The sequence below is a fragment of the Streptomyces viridiviolaceus genome, assembly GCF_014650995.1.
Classification (GTDB): domain Bacteria; phylum Actinomycetota; class Actinomycetes; order Streptomycetales; family Streptomycetaceae; genus Streptomyces; species Streptomyces viridiviolaceus.
This window is the reverse complement of record NZ_BMWA01000042.1, coordinates 1-16443: the sequence shown is the minus strand read 5'-3', so window position 1 is coordinate 16443 and position 16443 is coordinate 1. Positions and strand designations below refer to the sequence as shown.

Sequence of the window (16443 nt, the reverse complement as noted above, 5' to 3'; positions counted from 1 at the left end):
ACCTCTGTGCAGTGGTATGCGCTTCTCGTCCTCGCGGTCGCCGCCGAACGCGTCGCCGAACTCGTCGTCGCCCGGCGCAACGCGGCCTGGACGCTCTCCCGGGCCGGTGTGGAACACGGCCGCGGCCACTACCCCGTCATGGTCGCCCTGCACACGGGCCTCCTCGTGTGCTGCCTGCTCGAACCCGTGCTCGCCGACCGGCCGTTCCTGCCCGCCCTGGGCCTGCCCGTGCTGGCGCTCGTCGTACTGGCCCAGGGCCTGCGCTGGTGGTGTGTCACCACGCTCGGCCGGTACTGGAACACCCGGGTCATCGTCGTCCCCGGGGCGCGGCTGGTCGGCGCGGGCCCCTACCGTTTCCTGCGCCACCCGAACTACGTCGCGGTGGTCGTGGAGGTCGCCGCCCTGCCCCTGGTCCACTCCGCATGGCTGACCGCGACGGTGTTCACCGTCGCCAACGCCGTACTCCTCACCGTTCGCGTCCGCTGCGAGAACACGGCTCTCGCCCGGGCGGAGCCCGCGTGAGCGGCGGCCACGACCTGGTGATCGCCGGAGGCGGACCCGCCGGCCTCGCGACCGCGCTGCACGCCGCGCGCGCCGGTCTCGACGCCGTCGTCGCCGAGCCACGCGAGGCACCCGTCGACAAGGCGTGCGGTGAGGGCCTGATGCCCGGTGCCGTCCGCGCCCTCACCGCTCTCGGCCTGGACGTCCCCGGCCACCCCATCGCCGGAATCCGCTATGTCCAAGGCCCCCGCCGGGTCGAGGCAGCGTTCCGGGCCGGCCCCGGCCTCGGCGCCCGCCGCACCGCTCTGCACAGCGCCCTCCACCGGGCCGTCCTGGACGCGGGAGTGCCCGTACTGCCCCTGCGGGTGGAAGCGGTACGGCAGGACACCACGGGCGTGTCCGTCCCGGGCACCGGGCTGCGCGCACGGTGGCTGGTCGCCGCCGACGGCCTCCACTCACCCCTGCGCCGCTCCCTCGGCCTGGAGGTGAAGAGCCGGGGGCCGGCACGGTACGGGCTGCGCCGGCACTATGCGGTGCCACCGTGGTCGCCGTACGTCGAGGTGCACTGGGGCGAACACGCGGAGGCCTACGTCACCCCGCTCGGCCCGGCACTCGTGGGCGTCGCCCTGCTGACGGCCCGGAGAGCCCCCTTCGACGTCCAGCTGGAAAGCTTCCCCGCACTGGCGGGCCGCCTGCCGCCGGAAGCGGCCGTCACCGCGGTGCGAGGCGCGGGACCGCTGCGGCAGAGAGCCCGCACCCGCGCCCACGGGCGGGTCCTGCTGGTCGGCGACGCCGCCGGCTACATCGACGCGCTGACCGGTGAGGGCATCTCCCTCGCCCTCACCGGTGCCGAAGCACTGGTCACCAACCTGTGCCGCGGCACATCGAGGCGTTACGAAACCGACTGGAGCCGGGCGACCCGCCGGCACCGGCTGCTGACCGAACTGCTGGTGAGGGCCCGGCAGCGGCCCGCTCTCGCCCCGCACATCATGCCCGCGGCCGCACGCCTGCCACGCCTGTTCACGGCAGCGGTGAACGCCCTGGCATGAGCTGCGCGGTCCTGGCCTCCAGTGCGTGCAGCACGGCCACCATGTCCTCGTCGCCGTGGCCCTGCGCGACGGCCTCGCCGTAGAGGGTGTGGCAGACGTCGAGGAGAGGGGAGGCCAGGTCGGCCTCGCGGGCGGACCGAGCGATCAGGCGGTTGTTCTTCAGGACGTCCGCGGCGGCCGCCTGCACGGTGAAGTCGCGGGCCAGCAGCTTGGGCGCCTTCATCCGGGAGACGGCGCTGGCCATCGGGCCCGCGTCCAGGACGTCCTGGAGCAGGCGTCGGTCGAGTCCGTGCCGGTCGGCGAAGTGGAATGCTTCGGTGAGCCCGGTGACGAGGGTGATCAGGAACAGGTTCACCGAGAACTTCATCAGCAGCGCGCCCGGGACCGCGCCGCAGGCGAACGTCTCCCGGCACATGGGTCCGAGCAGGGGCCGGACGGCCTCGACGGCGTCCTCGTCACCCGCCAGCATCCCCACCAGTTCGCCCCGCTCGGCCGGGACCCGGGAACCAGAGACCGGCGCCTCCACGTACTGGCCCCCCGCCGCCCGGACGTCGTCCTGCAGACGGCCCGAGTACTCGGCCGACGTCGTGCCCATGTGGACGACCGTGTGACCCGCGACGCGCGCGGCGAAGTCCTGTGTGCCGCGCCCCAGCACCGCGTCGACGGCGGCCTCGTCGGCCAGCATGAGGATCACGGTCTCGGCCCGGTCGAAGACCTCGGCGACGTGTGCGGCGACCTGGGCTCCGGCGGAGCGCAGGGGCGCGCACCGGGAGGGCGTGCGGTTCCAGACGACGAGAGGCGTCCCCGCACGGGCGAGGTTGAGTGCCATGGGCTGCCCCATGACCCCGAGGCCGACGAAACCGACGTACACGGTGCACCGCCTTTCCTGGCGCGCGCGGAGGACAAGCTGTCGCGGCCACCGACCCCACCGGCTATGACAGTGGTCATAGTAGCCGTCGTCATGACGGTGGTCATAGGCTGGCGTCGAGAGCACGCACGACGTGGTGGAGGTCGACATGGCGCCGTCGGACCGTGGGCCGCGCGAACGGATGGTCTTCAGCGCGGCCCAGCTCATCCGGCGCGACGGCGTCGCCTCCACCGGGATGCGCGAGGTCGCCGCCCACGCCGCCGCGCCGCGAGGCTCGCTCCAGCACTACTTCCCCGGCGGCAAGGAGCAGCTCGTCAACGAGGCGGTGGGCTGGGCGGGCCGGTACGCCGGCAACCGCGTGGCCCGCTTTCTCGCCGCGCTGCCCGAGCCGACGCCCGGCGGACTGTTCGCCGAGATGGTGCGGCAGTGGACCGACGAGTACGAGGCCGTCGGCTTCGCGGGCGGCTGCCCCGTGGCCGCAGCCACGGTCGACTGCGCGGAGTCCACCGCGGCCACGCGGGAGGCGGCGGCCGCCGCGTTCGCCACCTGGGCCGGGCCGGTGGCCCGGGCCCTGGCGGACATGGGGGTTCCCGAGGAGCGGACCGGCGCGCTCGCCACGCTCATGATCAGCTCCCTGGAAGGTGCCGTCCTCATCGCCCGTGCCGAGCGGGACGTCCGTGCCTTGAACACCGTGGCCCGGGAACTGGGTCCGCTCCTCGACGCGGCGGTGAGCAAGGCGGACTGACCGGCCGCCCTACCGGAGCGTGGCCACGAACTTCCCGAGCCGGGCGATCCCCTCGCGGAGCTCGTCGGCCGACGCCGCGTACGAGAGGCGGACGTGGCTCTCCGCCGTGTGGACGCCGAAGTCCTTGCCCGGAGTGAGGGCGACGTGTGCCTCCTGCAGTGCCCGCTCGCAGAACTGCCACGAGGTGAGCCCGGTGCGGCTGACGTCGAAGTAGACGTAGAAGGCGCCGTCGGGCGGGACGGGGACCGGCAGCCCGATGCGCTCCAGCCCGTCGAGGACGAGCGCGCGCCGCTCCGCGAATTCGGCGCGGCGGGCCTCGCAGACCGCGAGGGACTCGGTGGTGAAACAGGCCAGGGCGGCATGCTGCGCGGGAGCGGAGGCGCACAGGAAGTAGTTCTGCGCCAGACGCTCCATCGCCGGCACCAGGCCCTCGGGGACGACGCACCAGCCCAGTCTCCAGCCGGTCATGCCGAAGTACTTCGAGAAGCTGTTGACCACGACGGCGTCGGGGTCGTACGACAGCACGCTGCGCGGCGGCCGGCCCCGGTCGTCGTGGTCGCCGAGGTCGAGGTAGATCTCGTCGACGATGCGCCAGGCGCCGCGCTCGCGCGCGAGGTCGCAGATCGCCGCGAGCTCGTCGGCCGGCATGGAGGTGCCCGTCGGGTTCGACGGGGTGGCGATCATGATCCCGCGGGTGCGGTCCGTCCAGTGCGCGCGAACCGATGCCGTGTCCAGCTGGAACCGGGTCCCGGCGGTGGTGGGGACGAGGGTGACCCGGGCCCCGAAGCTCTCGACGATCTGCCGGTTGCACGGATAGGAGGGGTCGCCGATGAGCACCTCGTCGCCCGGGTCGACGAGCGCGGCGGCGGCCAGCACCAGGGCGGCCGAGGCCCCCGCCGTCACGACGACCCGGGAGGAGTCGACCTCGACACCGTGCGCGTCCCGGTAGAACCGTGCGACGGCCTGCCGCAGAGCCGGCAGTCCGAGGGCCGCGGTGTAGGCCATGGGCCGTCCGTCCATGGCCTCGCTCATCGCGTCCAGGACGGCCGGGGGCGCGCCGAAGTCAGGTTCGCCGAGGCTGAGTTTGACGACATGGTGCCCCTGGGCCTCCAGCGCGGCGGCCTGTTTGCCGAACTCCATGGCGTAGAACGGGGCCACGGCCCGGGCGCGTCGCGAGATCCGTACGTTGCTCATGCCACGACCTTAGGCCCGGTGCGGTCGGCAGCCGTGGCCGGTGGCGTCCGGCGGGTGAGACGGGACTCGTCGGGTGCCTGGTGAAGTTGAAGACTGCATGGCCGAGCACGCCCACCCGAGCCGTCGACTCCATGTCGACCCGGCCCACGCATGTTCCGCGCGGTGTCGCCCTCTGGCCGCCTGATTCCGCGCCCGCCCTTCCCGACGTCTCGTCGCGTCGGTTCCCTCCCGTCGGCGGCCCGGTGCGACGCCCTTCCGCTTCCGCGACCGGCCGGGCCCGTCCGGCTCCTCCGCCGGCGCCCTTCCGGCGCCGCCTGGTGACAGGACTCGGCGCGGCCCGCCGGCCCGCTCGCGCTGCCCACGGGCGAACGAGCGATGCCGAGCGTGGGGCAGCGTGCCAGGCGTCGCGGGCCAGGAGCGACTGTGCGGTCCCCTGGGGACGGGACGGGGACTCGTGCGCGTGGGGCACGCTCCCGGCGGCCGGACCGTCGAGAGGCGGGTCGTGGGCCGACGTGCGCCGGCCGCCCACGACCGCGGCGACGAGCAGCACCATCCCGGCCCCCTGCGTGACGCCCAGCCCCTGCCCGGCCAGGCCGGTGCCGAGCAGGGCACCGGTGACCATCAGCGCACCGCCGCGCCGCCTCGTTCCCCCGGCGGGAGCAGCAGGACCTCGAGAGCCCGCGCACAGATGCGCGCCTGGTCGAGGAACCAGTCCCTGCGATCGTCCGTGACGAGTTCGGGCGTGCCGCGCACGGCCAGGGCGAACCGGGCCGACTCCACATGGTCGAGCACCGGCACCGCGATGGTGCGGATGCCCAGCGCCGATTCGCCGTCGTTGAGGGCGAAGCGCTGGGCGCGCACCCGGTCCAGCTCCTCCGCCAGCAGCCCATGGCGGACGATCGTCCGGTCGGTGAACGCCCGCAGCGCGGGCAGCGACTCCGGCCCGCCCTCGCCCGGACGGGGCCAGGCGAGCAGGACCTTGCCGAGCGCCGTGGAGTGCAGCGGTCGGCGCAGCCCCACCTTGGGCGTCACCGAACCGCCCGCCACGATCACGGCGTACGGGCCGTTGCGCAGGGCCAGATCGGCGGTGGCGCCGGTGCGCTCGGCCAGATCGGCCAGCTCGGGGGAGGCCAGGTGCAGCCCGCGCTGGTGGTACGACAGACGGCCCAGCTCGGTCACCGCCGGCCCGAGCCGGTAGCGGGCGGTCCGGGGATCCTGCTCCAGGAAACCGGCGTCCAGCAGCGTGCGGGCCAGCCGGTGCGCCGTGGACGTCGACAGCGACAGCCGACGGGCGATCTCCGAGGCGCTGAGGTCGGGCCCGTTGTCGTGGAAGCAGTGCAGGACGTCCAGCGCACGGCGAACCGCCTGCGTCCCGGCCACCGGAGTCGGCGTCACCTCGTGTCCTTCGCTCGAACCATGCCCGTCCGCGTCGGGTTCGGGAACGTCTGCCGGATCCGACGTTCCCATATGACGGCATGCCGACAAGACGGCTCGCGACCTGCTGAAACAGGCTGTTCATGCTCGCTCCCACATGGTGGGAAGGAGCTTGCCCGCCCCTCGGCGCCCGTGTCAGGCTGCCGTCACACCGCCGGAACGAGTCCGGCGCGGACGGCCGGAAGGAGCGAGGCGATGCACCGCACCGACCCCGCGCTCCTGCTCACCAGGCGCCGTCACATCGACCTGGGCCGCATCGCCGCCGCCACCTGTCGCTGACCTGAGCGTCGTCGCGCCGCCGGTCGGCCGCCGTCCCCCGTACCACCCCCCGACACGAGGCCGCACGGCCCTGCCCACCGCTTCGCCGTCGCCCCGTGCCCGACGCGTCCGCCGTCGCCCGTCGCGACGCGCGGTCTCCTCACGGAAGAGCTCATGTCGCACCCACCCCTGCCCGAAACCCTGTGGTTCACCCGCTGTCCCGTGCCCACCGCCACCGGTATCGCCGCCGACCGGGGCTGGCTGTCCGAGGCGTTCGCCCCGGACGGGATCGCCGTCCGCTCCCTGCAGGAGCGGGCGCCCGACGTGGACGCCGCCGCCCGCAGCACCCACTACACGCACGCCCTGCCCGCCCTGTTCCGGGAGGGCGGCAACGTGCCCGCCCTGTGGGCCCGTTCACGCGGCGAGTCGACCCGGCTGATCGGCCTGACCTGGATCGAGGAACGCCAGACGATCCTCGTGGCCCCCGGCTCCGGCATCCGTGGCGCCGCCGCCCTGCGCGGACTGCGGCTGGCCCTGCCCCGGCATCCGGTGCCCATCGACTTCTGGCGCGCGATGGCCGTGCGCGGCTTCGAGGGCGCGCTGGCCTCCGCCGGACACGGCCTGGAGGACGCCACCCGGATCGACGTACCGGCCGACGGTCGTGGCGGCCAGTGGTCGGCCGAACTGGCCGCCCTCGCCCGCGGCGACGTCGACGCCGTCTACGTCAAGGGCGCGGTGGCCGTCGAGGCCGCCCGGCGTGCCGGCGCCGAGGTCGCCGTCGAACTCGACGACCTGCCCGACCGCGTCCACCGCGTGAACAACGGAACACCCCGACCCATCACCGTCCACCAGCGCCTGCTCGACGAACACCCCGACCTCGTCGACCGGTTCCTCGCACAACTGCTGCGCGCCGCCGACTGGGCCGCGGAACAGCCCGATGAGGTGGCCCGCATCCTCGGCGCCGAGACCGGCGCGGGTGCCGAGGGCGTGCGCGGCGCCTACCGGCCGGGCACCCACCGCTCGCTGCACCCCGACCTGTCCGCCGACCGGCTCGACCTGCTCGCCCGGCAGGAAGTGTCCCTGCGGGGCCACGGCTTCCTGCCCGAGCCCGTCGACGTACGCGCCTGGGCCGACCCCGAACCACTGCGCCGCGCCCGTCGACGCCGGGCCGCCGCCTCCCGACCGCCCGCCTCCCTCACCACCGATACGTAGGACCGCCATGCGCATTCCCGGACTCACCCACGCCGCCGTCGCCGTGACCGCAGCACTCGCCCTCCTCACCGGCTGCGGCACCTCGCAGGCGGACACCGCCGCCGGCAGGCCGGCGACCGTCACCGTCCGCATCCCCGACCCCGGCAACGCCGGCGTTCTCGCCCGGGGCAAGAAGGACGGCTCGCTCGCCAAGGCACTGGCCGAGGTCCACGCCGAAGTCGCCTGGACCGGCAGCGCCGGGCCGTTCGCCCCCGCGGCCCAGGCCCTGAACGCCGACCAACTCGACATCGCCACCGGATCCATCACCTCGGGCATCACCTCCCTGTCGCAGAACGCCGGCTTCACCTTCTTCACCGCCACCGCCCCGGACCCGGTCGGCGAGGGCATCCTCGTCAAGGAGGACTCCGGCATCGACTCCGTCCAGGACCTGGTCGGCCGGAAGGTCGCCGTCAACCAGGGCGGCACCGGCGAGTACCTGCTGCTCAAGGCGCTCGCCGAAGAGGGGATCCCGGCCGAGAAGGTCGAACGGGTCTACCTGCGCCCCGACCAGACCGCCGCCGTGTTCAACGCCGGCAAGGTCGACGCCTGGGCCGTGTGGGCGACGTACTCGGTCGCCGAGATCGGCGGCGGCAAGGCCCGCTTCGTGGTCGACGGCAAGGCCATCGGCTCCGACAACTACAGCCTCACCGCCGTACGCACCGCCTTCGCCGACCAGCACCCCGACGTGGTCAAGGCCCTCTATCAGTACCTGCACGACGGCAGTGTGAAGGAGAAGAAGGACCCGGCCGCCTACCTCAACGTCAACACCGACGCCGGCCCCCAGGCGCTCACCGGCGAGACCAAGCGCGTGCAGATCGAGTTCACCGGCAAGGGCGGCACCGTCGAGCCCATCACGGACGCCGACATCGAGCGGTTCGAGGCGGTCGCCCGGTTCTACGCCGAACAGAAGGTCACCCGCACCGAGGTCGACATCGCCGGTCACGTCCTCGACGTCACGAAGCTGTCATGACGGCCACCAGTGAACTCCTCGGCACGGCGGGGAAACCCGCGAAGGACACCGGCACCCTGGTGACCCCGCGCCCCGCCGTCCGGCGTCCCCGGCCGCGTGGCTGGACCCTGACGGTCCGCGCACTGGGGCCGCTGGCCCTGCTCCTGCTGTGGTGGGCCGCGTCCGCCACCGGCCTCCTCACCCCGGACGTCCTCGCCTCACCCGCCGACGTCGTGCGGGCGGTCGGCGAACTGTGGGGCAACGGCCAGCTCCCCGATGCGCTCGCCACCTCGCTGACCCGCTCCGCGACCGGCCTGCTGATCGGCCTCACGACCGGACTCACCCTCGGCGTCGTCACCGGGTTCACCCGGCTGGGCGACGAACTCCTCGACTCCTCCCTGCAGACCCTGCGCACCATCCCCTTCCTGTCCCTCGTCCCCCTGTTCATGGTCTGGTTCGGTATCAACGAGATCGCGAAGATCCTGCTGATCGCCGTCGCCACCACCTTTCCGATGTACGTCTCCACCTCCAGCGGAGTACGCAACACCGACCCCAAACTGGTCGAGGCCATGCGCAGCTTCGGGATGAGCAGACTCGCCATCGTCCGCCAGGTGGTGCTCCCCGGGGCACTGCCGTCACTGCTGGCCGGGCTGCGCCTGTCCATGACACTCAGCGTGATCGCGCTGATCGCCGCCGAGGAGATCAACGCCACCGCCGGCATCGGCTACCTGATGGCCCAGGCACAGAGTTACGCCCGCACCGACATCCTCGCCGTCTGCATCCTCGTCTACGGACTGTTCGGCCTGTGCGCGGACGCCGTCGTCCGCCTGCTGGAGCGTGTCCTCATGCCCTGGCGAAGGGCGGGCCGATGAGCACGGCAGTCGAAGTGAGCCGTCTGCGCAAGGCGTTCGGCGACCGCGCCGTCCTGGACGGCCTCGACCTCACCATCGGGCGCGGGGAGTTCGTGGCGCTGCTCGGGGCCAGCGGCAGCGGCAAAACCACCCTGCTGCGGATCCTCGGCGCCCTCGACGGCGCCGACGCCGGCGAGGTGCTGGTCCCGCGCGTGCGCACCGTCGTCTTCCAGGAACCCCGCCTCGTACCGTCCAAGCGGGTACTCGCCAACGTGACCGTGGCCCTGCCCCGCGGCCAGGCCGAGCGCGGCCGGCGCGCCCTCGCCGAGGTCGGCCTGGAACACCACGCCACGGCCTGGCCCGCCACCCTGTCCGGCGGCGAGGCCCAGCGCGTCGCGCTCGCCCGCGCCCTGGTCCGCGAACCCGAACTCCTCCTGCTCGACGAGCCGTTCGCCGCCCTCGACGCCCTCACCCGGCTGCGCATGCAGGACCTGGTCGGCGAACTGTGCCGGGCCCACCGCCCCGCCGTCCTGCTCGTCACCCACGACGTCGACGAGGCCGTACGCCTGGCCGACCGGGTCTGCGTCCTGCGCGAGGGACGCCTCGTCACCGACGAGACCGTCGCCGTCGCCCGCCCCAGGGACCCGGGCGACGCGGCCTTCGCCGCCCTGCGCCGACGCCTGCTCGCCGACCTCGGCGTCCGCACCGCCGCCCACACCACCGAGAACGGAGCTTCCGCATGACCGTCACCATCGGCGTCCACAACAGCAACCCCACCCTGTACTACCTCTCCCGGCTCGACTACGCCGACCAGGAACTCGCCGCGGTGGGGGAGACGGCCGCCTTCCACGTCTACTCCGACGGAGTGCGCACCGGGCCCCTGCTCACCGAGGGCACGATCGACCTCGGCGGCACAGGCTCCACCCCGCCGGTCACCGCCCAGGCCGCCGGGCACGACCTCGTCTACGTCGCCGTCTCCGCCCCGCGCCCCGACCACGGAGCCCTCCTGGTGACCGAGGACAGCCCCGTGCACACCGTCGCCGACCTCAAGGGCGGCACCGTCCACCTGGCCATCGGCTCCTGGCAGACCCACCTGATCGCCAAGGCACTGGACGACGCGGGCCTGTCGTACGCCACCGACATCGTCGCCGAACGCGGCGGCGACACCAGCGAACGGCAGCTGCGCGACGGCACGATCAGCGCGTGGGTGGCGCAGGGCCCGCACCTGGCCGCCGCCCTGCGCACCGGAGGCGTCCGTGTCCTGGTGGGCACCGGCGACGTCATCACCGACCGCTCGGTGTTCTTCACCCGGCGCGATCTGGCCGAACAGCGGCCCGAGGTCGTCGCCGCCCTGGTCCGTGCCCTGCGCCGGGCGGACGCCTGGGTGAAGGCGCACCCGCGTGAGGCCGCCGCCATCGCCGCCGACCACCAGGGCGGCACCACCGACGACTGGGAGACGGCACTGCGCGCGCTGCCCTGGCGGATCGAGGACGTGAGCGAGGACTTCCTCGCCGAGCAGCAGCGGGCCGCCGACATCTTCGAGCGCACCGGCTTCATCGACCGCCCGGTGACGGTCGCCCAGGCCGTCGCCCGGCACTCCTGAGGGGACGGACATGGCTGCCGAAGTCCTCTGGTACATCATCCCCCGCGAGGGCGCCTACCCCTGGGAGCCCGACGGCCGCCGCCCGGTGGACCTCGGGTACCTCCAGCAACTGGCCGGCACGGTCGAACGCCTCGGCTTCAGCGGCGCGCTGCTGGCCACCGACCTGTACGACGTGTGGCCGCTGGGCAGCGCCCTGGCCGCCGCCACCGGCCCCGGCTTCCAGCCGCTGCTCGCCGTGCACCCCGGCCTGATAGCACCGACCCTGCTGGCGAAGATGGCGCTGACCTTCGACACCCTCTTCGGCGGGCGGCTGCGCTTCAACGTCGTCAACGGCTCGACCAGGGCCCTGCGCGAGTACGGCCTGAACGTCGAGCACGACGAGCGCTACGCGCTGAGCGCCGAGTACTGGTCGATCGTCAAGCGGCTCACCGCCGGCGAGGTCTTCGACCACCAGGGCCGCTTCTACGACCTGAAGGATGCCGGTGCCTCCTTCGGCGACCTGAAGCCCGTGCAGTCCCCGCACGTGCCCCTGTGGTTCGGCGGTTCCTCCGCGCCGGGCATCGAGATGGCGGCCGAGCACGTGGACGTCTACCTCACCTGGGGCGAGCCCCCGCAGCTGCTGAAGGAGAAGCTCGACCGGGTCCGGGAGCGCGCGGCCGCGCACGGCCGCACCCTGCGCATCGGGCTGCGGCTGCACCTGATCGTCCGGGACACCGAGGACGAGGCGTGGGCCGCGGCGGACCGGCTGCTGGACGTCACCAGTGAGGCGACGTACGCCCGGCAGCTCGGCGACCGGGCGGGAGAGGACGGCGTCGGCTGGCAGCGCCAGTTCCGCCAGCACGGTGGCCGGGTGCCCGCCCGGGCACGCGAACTGGAAGAGCATCCCAACCTCTGGCCGGGTATGAGCCTGTTCCGACCGGGACCGGGCACGGCCGTGGTCGGTTCCACCGCCCAGGTCGTCGAGCGGCTCCAGGAATACGAGGAGCTCGGTGTCGACACCTTCATCCTGTCCGGCAATCCCCTGCTGGAGGAGGCCTACCGGGTCGCGGAGACCGTACTGCCGGCCCTGCGAGGCCGTGCCTGACCCGGTGCTCTTCACCGGGGCGGGCTTGCCCCTGACTCAAGGGTCAGGGATTAGCGTCGGCCCGACGTCCGGCGGGCGCGCACCCCTTCCGGGTGCGCGGCCGCACGGCCGGAGGTGGCCGCGCCGTGCGGGCCGCCACGACTTCCGCCCGTTCCCAGGAGGCCGCCCCATGACCACCCTGCCCCGGACCAGCCGCGAAGTACGGCTCGCCGCCGTACCGGAGGGACTGCCCGAACCGAGCGACCTCACCGTCGTCGAGACGGCACCGCCCGACCCGGCACCGGGCCACGTCCTGGTCCGCAACCGGCACTTCCAGGTCTTCGGCGGCCTGCGCACCCTGCTCGGAGGCGCGGCCGAGGGCACACCGGTGCCGGGACTGCACCCGGGGGACGCGCTGTACGGGCCGGCCGTCGGCGAGGTCGTCGTCGCGCCGCCCGACAGCCCGCTGCGCCCCGGCGACCTGGTGACGCACCTGCTGGGCTGGCGCGAGTACGCCCTCGTACCCCTGACCGGCTGCGCCCCGGTCGACCCGGCCCTGCCCGAGCCGGTCGCCCGGCTCTCCTCCGGCTCGGCCGCCTACGGGGCGCTGACCCGGCTCACCGACGTACGCCGGGGGGACGTCGTCCTCGTCACCGGCGCCGCGGGCGGGGTGGGCTCGCTGGCCGGACAGATCGCCCGGCTGCTCGGCGCCGCCCGGGTCATCGGCAGCACGGGCTCACCGGGCAAGGCCGAGCGCCTGACGTCCGAGCTCGGCTACGACGCCGTGCTGACCGGCGGCTCGTGGCGCGAGCGGCGGGACGGCACCGACGACCGCGCCGCGTACCGCGCGTTCTCCGCGCAGCTCGCCCAGGCCGCGCCGGAGGGCATCGACGTCCTTCTGGACAACGTCGGCGGAACCCAGCTCACCGCGGCCGTGGACGCCGCACGGCAGGGCGCCCGGTTCGCACTCGTGGGAGCCCTCTCCGGGCAACTCGCCGCGGCGGGCGCCGGCGCCACGGCACCGACCCGGATCGACGCCTTCCGGCTGGTGGTCAAGGGCATGTCCGTACGGGGATACACCGGAGTCGACCACCCCGACGTGGAGGCGGAGTGGACCGGCCGGTTCGGCGGCTGGCTGAGGTCCGGCGACATCCGGCTGCCGCTGACCCGGTTCGAGGGCATCGAACGGGCCCCGCAGGCGTTGTGGGAACTGACCCGGGGACAGACATTCGGCACGGTCGTCGTCGACCTTCCCGCACACGACTGACGACCGCGGCCACGAGGAGGGGCGGGGCAGGCACCATGCGGATCGGGGACGCCGCGGCTGCGGTCGGCGCGACACCCAGAGCGCTGCGCTTCTACGAGCAGCGGGGGCTGCTCCCGCCACCACGCCGCACGCGGGCGGGCCAGCGCGACTACACCCCCGACGACCTCGCCGTGCTCCGTGTCGTCCGGCACCTCCTCGGCCTCGGGCTCACCGTCGAGGACCTGGCCGGCATCGCCGACCGCCTTCCGCTGCTCGCCGTCCACCCGCCGAGGCGCTGCGACCCCGGGGCACCCGGCGAACCGGCCATCGTCGGTACGGCGGTGGTGCGGCGGCGCATTGAGGCGCTCGACGCGGAGATCGAGCGCCTCACCCGGCTGAGGGACGCCCTGCAAGCCGGACTCGACCCGGCACCGGGCCACGTGACCGTCGGCGACCACGCGGCGGGCGCGGCCCCGGACACCCGGTGACCGCGGTGCCGGACGTCGAGCGGTGAGGGCGGCCCTCACCTCGCGGCCGATTCCCGGCGCGGCGCCGTGAGCCCCGGACCGAGGGCCCGTGCGCACCGCGTCGCCGAGGTCGGTCGGAGCGAGCACGGCGACGAACAGGAGCCCGCCGGGCAGCAGGAGGTGATGCGGGGGTCAAAGGGACCCGCGGGGACGGCGCACGGCTTCACGATCCTGACAAGCAGATGTCACACGACACGGGGAATCGGCCGCCCCGGTCCCGGGTTGGGGCAGTCATGACTGTAGGAGTGGCTCTCAACGCGACCGATGCCGGCAACCAGATCGACGCCAGCGTGCACCTGGCCAGGGAGGCGGCGGCAGCCGGTCTCCGGTCGGCCTGGTTCGGCCAGACCTTCGGCGCGGACTCGCCCCAACTCGCCGCGATCGTCGGACGTGAGGTGCCGGAGCTGCACGTGGGCACCTCGGCGATCCCCGTCTTCGGACGCCACCCGCTCGTGGTCGCCGGTCAGGCCCTCACGGCACAGGCGGCCACGCACGGCCGGTACCACCTCGGACTCGCGCTCGGCACCAGGCTGCTGACGGAGACGGGCTTCGGTATCCCCTTCGAACGACCCATCGCCCGCCTGCGGGAATTCCTCACCGTCGTACGGGAGTTGACCGAGACCGGCACGGCCGGCTTCCACGGCGAGCTGCTCACCGCCACCACGCCGGTACCCGCTCGCGTGCCCGGAGCGGACGCCGGGGTACCGCTGCTGGTGGCCGCGATGGGCCCCCAGGCCCTGCGCGCCAGCGGCGAACTCGCGGACGGGATCCTCCCCTACCTCGCCGGGCCCCGGGCTCTCGCCGAGCACATCGTCCCGGCCGTCACCAAGGCGGCCGAGGCCGCCGGCCGCCCCGCACCCCGCATCGTGGCCCTGGTACCCGGCGTGGTCACCGACGACGTGAGCACCGTGCGCGAGAAGGCGGCCGAACAACTGGCCTTCTACGAGCAGTTCCCGTCCTACGCCCGGGTCATCGAGCTGTCCGGAGCCCGACGGGCGGTCGACGTGGCCGTGATCGGTGACGAGCGGACGGTCGCCGCCGAGGTGGGCCGCTACCGGGACGCCGGGGCGACGGAGGTGGTGCTCACCTCGACCGAGATCGCCGGCGACACCGACCGGCGCCGCTCCTGGCGGCTGCTCGGCGAACTGGCGAAGTAGAGCCTGTCCCGTCCGCTCCGGCATGGCACTCCTCCCGGTGCGTCACGACGCGCAGCGCGGCTCCGCGCCCGGCCTGCTCGGCGGACGCCGGCAGGCACTCACCAGCGGGCCGCGATGCGGCCGTGCTGCGGCGGCACAAAGGCCGCGTGAGCCTGGACACAGGCCCCCTCGAGCTCGTCCAGTGCGCCACAGGGTCCATCATGAGGGCAATTCCACTGACCACCTCATGAACAACCATGATGGCCCTGCTGCGGAACGAGCCCCTGGAGGTCGCAGTGACCGCACTCCCGCTGTCCGGCATCACCGTCGTGAGCGTCGAGCAGGCCGTGGCGGCGCCGTTCGCCACCCGCCAGCTCGCCGATCTGGGCGCGCGTGTGATCAAGGTCGAGCGCCCAGGGGGCGGGGACTTCGCCCGCCGGTACGACACCACGGTGCACGGGCAGTCCAGCTATTTCGTCTGGCTCAACCGGTCCAAGGAGTCCGTGACCCTGGACCTGAAGTCGCCCTCCGGCCGCGACGTGCTGGAGGAACTGCTGGGCCGGGCTGACGTGTTCGTACAGAACCTCGCGCCAGGGGCGGCGACCCGGCTGGGCCTGGACGCCGAATCCCTCGTGCGGCGGCACGCATCGCTGATCCCGTGCACCATCTCCGGCTACGGCACCACCGGCCCATGGGCGGACCGCAAGGCCTACGACCTGCTCGTGCAGTGCCAGACCGGTCTGGTCTCACTGACGGGCACGCCGGAGGAGACCGCGCGGGCCGGGGTGTCGGTCGCCGACATCGCCGCGGGCATGTACGCCTACTCCGGCATCATGACCGCGCTGTACACGCGGGCCACCACGGGAGTGGCACGGGCGGTGGAGGTCTCGCTGTTCGAGGCACTGGCGGAGTGGATGAGCCAGCCGGCCCACTACACCCGGCACGGCGGCACCCAGCCCCCGCGGATCGGCACCCAGCACGCCACCATCGCGCCCTATGGCGCCTTCACGGCCGCCGACGGCAAACAGGTGCTGCTGTCCATCCAGAACGAACGGGAGTGGGCGGCCCTGTGCGACCACTTCCTCGCTCGACCGGAACTGGTGGAAGACCCGCGTTTCGCCACCGGGCCGGACCGCGTGACCCACCGCGACGAGCTCAACGCGATCATCGCCGAGCGGTTCGGGCGGTCAGGCAGCGGCGAGGCCATGCGCCTGCTGGACGAGGCCGGGATCGCGAACGCCGGCGTCAATGACGTGTGGGAGTTCCTCGACCACCCGGTCCTCGCCGACCGCAAGCGCTGGCACGAAGTGGCCATCCCCGGCGGCGCCCAGGTGCCGGCCCTCCGGCCACCGGTGGACCTGGCCGGAGTCGACCCGCGCATGGAACCGGTGCCGGCCGCCGGTGAACACACCGAGAAGGTCCTGGCCGAACTCGGATTCTCCGCAACCCGGATCGCGCGACTGCGGGCCGACGGCGTCGCCTGAGGGTGCTCTGAGGCTCTGGGTGAGCAGAACGGCGGGGTGGCGGAACAACGTGCGCGGGTCGCGGATTTGCGGCGCCGCTGAGCTTTCATCGGTCGTCGCGGTCCGTCGCGGTCTGTCGCGGTCTGTCGCGGTCTGTCGCGGTCCGGTGCGACGCCGGGGCGCCCGGCGGGCCTGTCACTGCGGTCCGCCGGGCGCCCCGGTGTGTCGTGCGACGGCCGTGTGGCCGGTTGTCTCAGTCCTTGATCTCGCAGATGGCGGCGCCGGAGGTGATGGAGGCGCCGACG

General features: G+C 73.6%; 16 protein-coding genes. 13 read left to right on the top strand and 3 right to left on the bottom strand.

Going from position 1 to position 16443, the window contains the following annotated elements:
- Positions 1 to 6 precede the first annotated feature (6 nt).
- A complete protein-coding gene (locus tag IE260_RS37950; protein WP_189880440.1) occupies positions 7 to 522 on the top strand; it encodes an isoprenylcysteine carboxyl methyltransferase family protein in 516 nt (171 codons plus the stop codon).
- Complete coding sequence (locus IE260_RS37945; protein WP_189880439.1) at positions 519 to 1550, top strand: NAD(P)/FAD-dependent oxidoreductase; 1032 nt, start codon at positions 519 to 521, stop codon at positions 1548 to 1550. The genes IE260_RS37950 and IE260_RS37945 overlap by 4 nt, the downstream gene beginning before the upstream one ends.
- Here IE260_RS37945 and IE260_RS37940 read toward each other — a convergent pair.
- The gene (locus IE260_RS37940) at positions 1522 to 2421 is read right to left on the bottom strand and encodes an NAD(P)-dependent oxidoreductase (RefSeq protein WP_189880438.1); all 900 of its coding nucleotides are present in this window, start codon (positions 2419 to 2421) and stop codon (positions 1522 to 1524) included. The two genes, IE260_RS37945 and IE260_RS37940, sit on opposite strands and share 29 nt — an antisense overlap.
- A gap of 145 nt (positions 2422 to 2566) precedes the next feature.
- Between IE260_RS37940 and IE260_RS37935 the strand changes: the two genes are divergently transcribed.
- Complete coding sequence (locus IE260_RS37935) at positions 2567 to 3163, top strand: TetR/AcrR family transcriptional regulator (protein ID WP_189880437.1); 597 nt, start codon at positions 2567 to 2569, stop codon at positions 3161 to 3163.
- Between the two features lie 9 nt (positions 3164 to 3172).
- On the opposite strand, the gene IE260_RS37930 is transcribed toward IE260_RS37935, so the two are convergent.
- Together IE260_RS37930 and IE260_RS37925 are read right to left on the bottom strand one after the other, a co-directional pair.
- Positions 3173 to 4357, bottom strand: a complete 1185-nt coding sequence (locus IE260_RS37930) for a pyridoxal phosphate-dependent aminotransferase (protein WP_189880436.1) — start codon at positions 4355 to 4357, stop codon at positions 3173 to 3175.
- Positions 4358 to 4978: 621 nt separating this feature from the next.
- Complete coding sequence (locus tag IE260_RS37925; RefSeq protein ID WP_229881720.1) at positions 4979 to 5752, bottom strand: IclR family transcriptional regulator; 774 nt, start codon at positions 5750 to 5752, stop codon at positions 4979 to 4981.
- 471 nt (positions 5753 to 6223) lie between these two features.
- Here IE260_RS37925 and IE260_RS37920 point away from each other — a divergent pair, with 471 nt between their 5' ends.
- The 10 genes from IE260_RS37920 to IE260_RS37875 all read left to right on the top strand — a co-directional run bounded on the left by IE260_RS37920 (position 6224) and on the right by IE260_RS37875 (position 16159).
- Positions 6224 to 7261: an ABC transporter substrate-binding protein gene (locus IE260_RS37920; RefSeq protein WP_189880434.1), complete on the top strand. Its 1038-nt coding sequence runs from the start codon at positions 6224 to 6226 to the stop codon at positions 7259 to 7261.
- A 7-nt stretch (positions 7262 to 7268) separates the two neighbouring features.
- Positions 7269 to 8270, top strand: a complete 1002-nt coding sequence (locus IE260_RS37915) for an NrtA/SsuA/CpmA family ABC transporter substrate-binding protein (protein WP_189880433.1) — start codon at positions 7269 to 7271, stop codon at positions 8268 to 8270.
- The gene (locus IE260_RS37910) at positions 8267 to 9121 is read left to right on the top strand and encodes an ABC transporter permease (protein ID WP_189880432.1); all 855 of its coding nucleotides are present in this window, start codon (positions 8267 to 8269) and stop codon (positions 9119 to 9121) included. The genes IE260_RS37915 and IE260_RS37910 overlap by 4 nt, the downstream gene beginning before the upstream one ends.
- Positions 9118 to 9843, top strand: a complete 726-nt coding sequence (locus tag IE260_RS37905) for an ABC transporter ATP-binding protein (protein ID WP_189880431.1) — start codon at positions 9118 to 9120, stop codon at positions 9841 to 9843. Before IE260_RS37910 ends, IE260_RS37905 begins: the two co-directional genes overlap by 4 nt.
- Positions 9840 to 10703 (top strand): ABC transporter substrate-binding protein, encoded by an 864-nt coding sequence (locus tag IE260_RS37900; protein ID WP_189880430.1) that lies wholly within the window; start codon positions 9840 to 9842, stop codon positions 10701 to 10703. Before IE260_RS37905 ends, IE260_RS37900 begins: the two co-directional genes overlap by 4 nt.
- Before the next feature lie 10 nt (positions 10704 to 10713).
- On the top strand, positions 10714 to 11787 hold the full coding sequence (locus IE260_RS37895) for an LLM class flavin-dependent oxidoreductase (protein ID WP_189880429.1): 1074 nt from the start codon (positions 10714 to 10716) through the stop codon (positions 11785 to 11787).
- Between the two features lie 169 nt (positions 11788 to 11956).
- On the top strand, positions 11957 to 13033 hold the full coding sequence (locus IE260_RS37890) for an MDR family NADP-dependent oxidoreductase (protein WP_189880428.1): 1077 nt from the start codon (positions 11957 to 11959) through the stop codon (positions 13031 to 13033).
- 35 nt (positions 13034 to 13068) lie between these two features.
- Positions 13069 to 13500, top strand: coding sequence for a MerR family transcriptional regulator (locus IE260_RS37885; protein ID WP_189880427.1), 432 nt, complete (start codon positions 13069 to 13071; stop codon positions 13498 to 13500).
- 272 nt (positions 13501 to 13772) lie between these two features.
- Positions 13773 to 14696: an LLM class F420-dependent oxidoreductase gene (locus IE260_RS37880; RefSeq protein ID WP_189880426.1), complete on the top strand. Its 924-nt coding sequence runs from the start codon at positions 13773 to 13775 to the stop codon at positions 14694 to 14696.
- Between the two features lie 239 nt (positions 14697 to 14935).
- Positions 14936 to 16159 (top strand): CaiB/BaiF CoA transferase family protein, encoded by a 1224-nt coding sequence (locus tag IE260_RS37875; RefSeq protein WP_189880472.1) that lies wholly within the window; start codon positions 14936 to 14938, stop codon positions 16157 to 16159.
- Positions 16160 to 16443 lie beyond the last annotated feature (284 nt).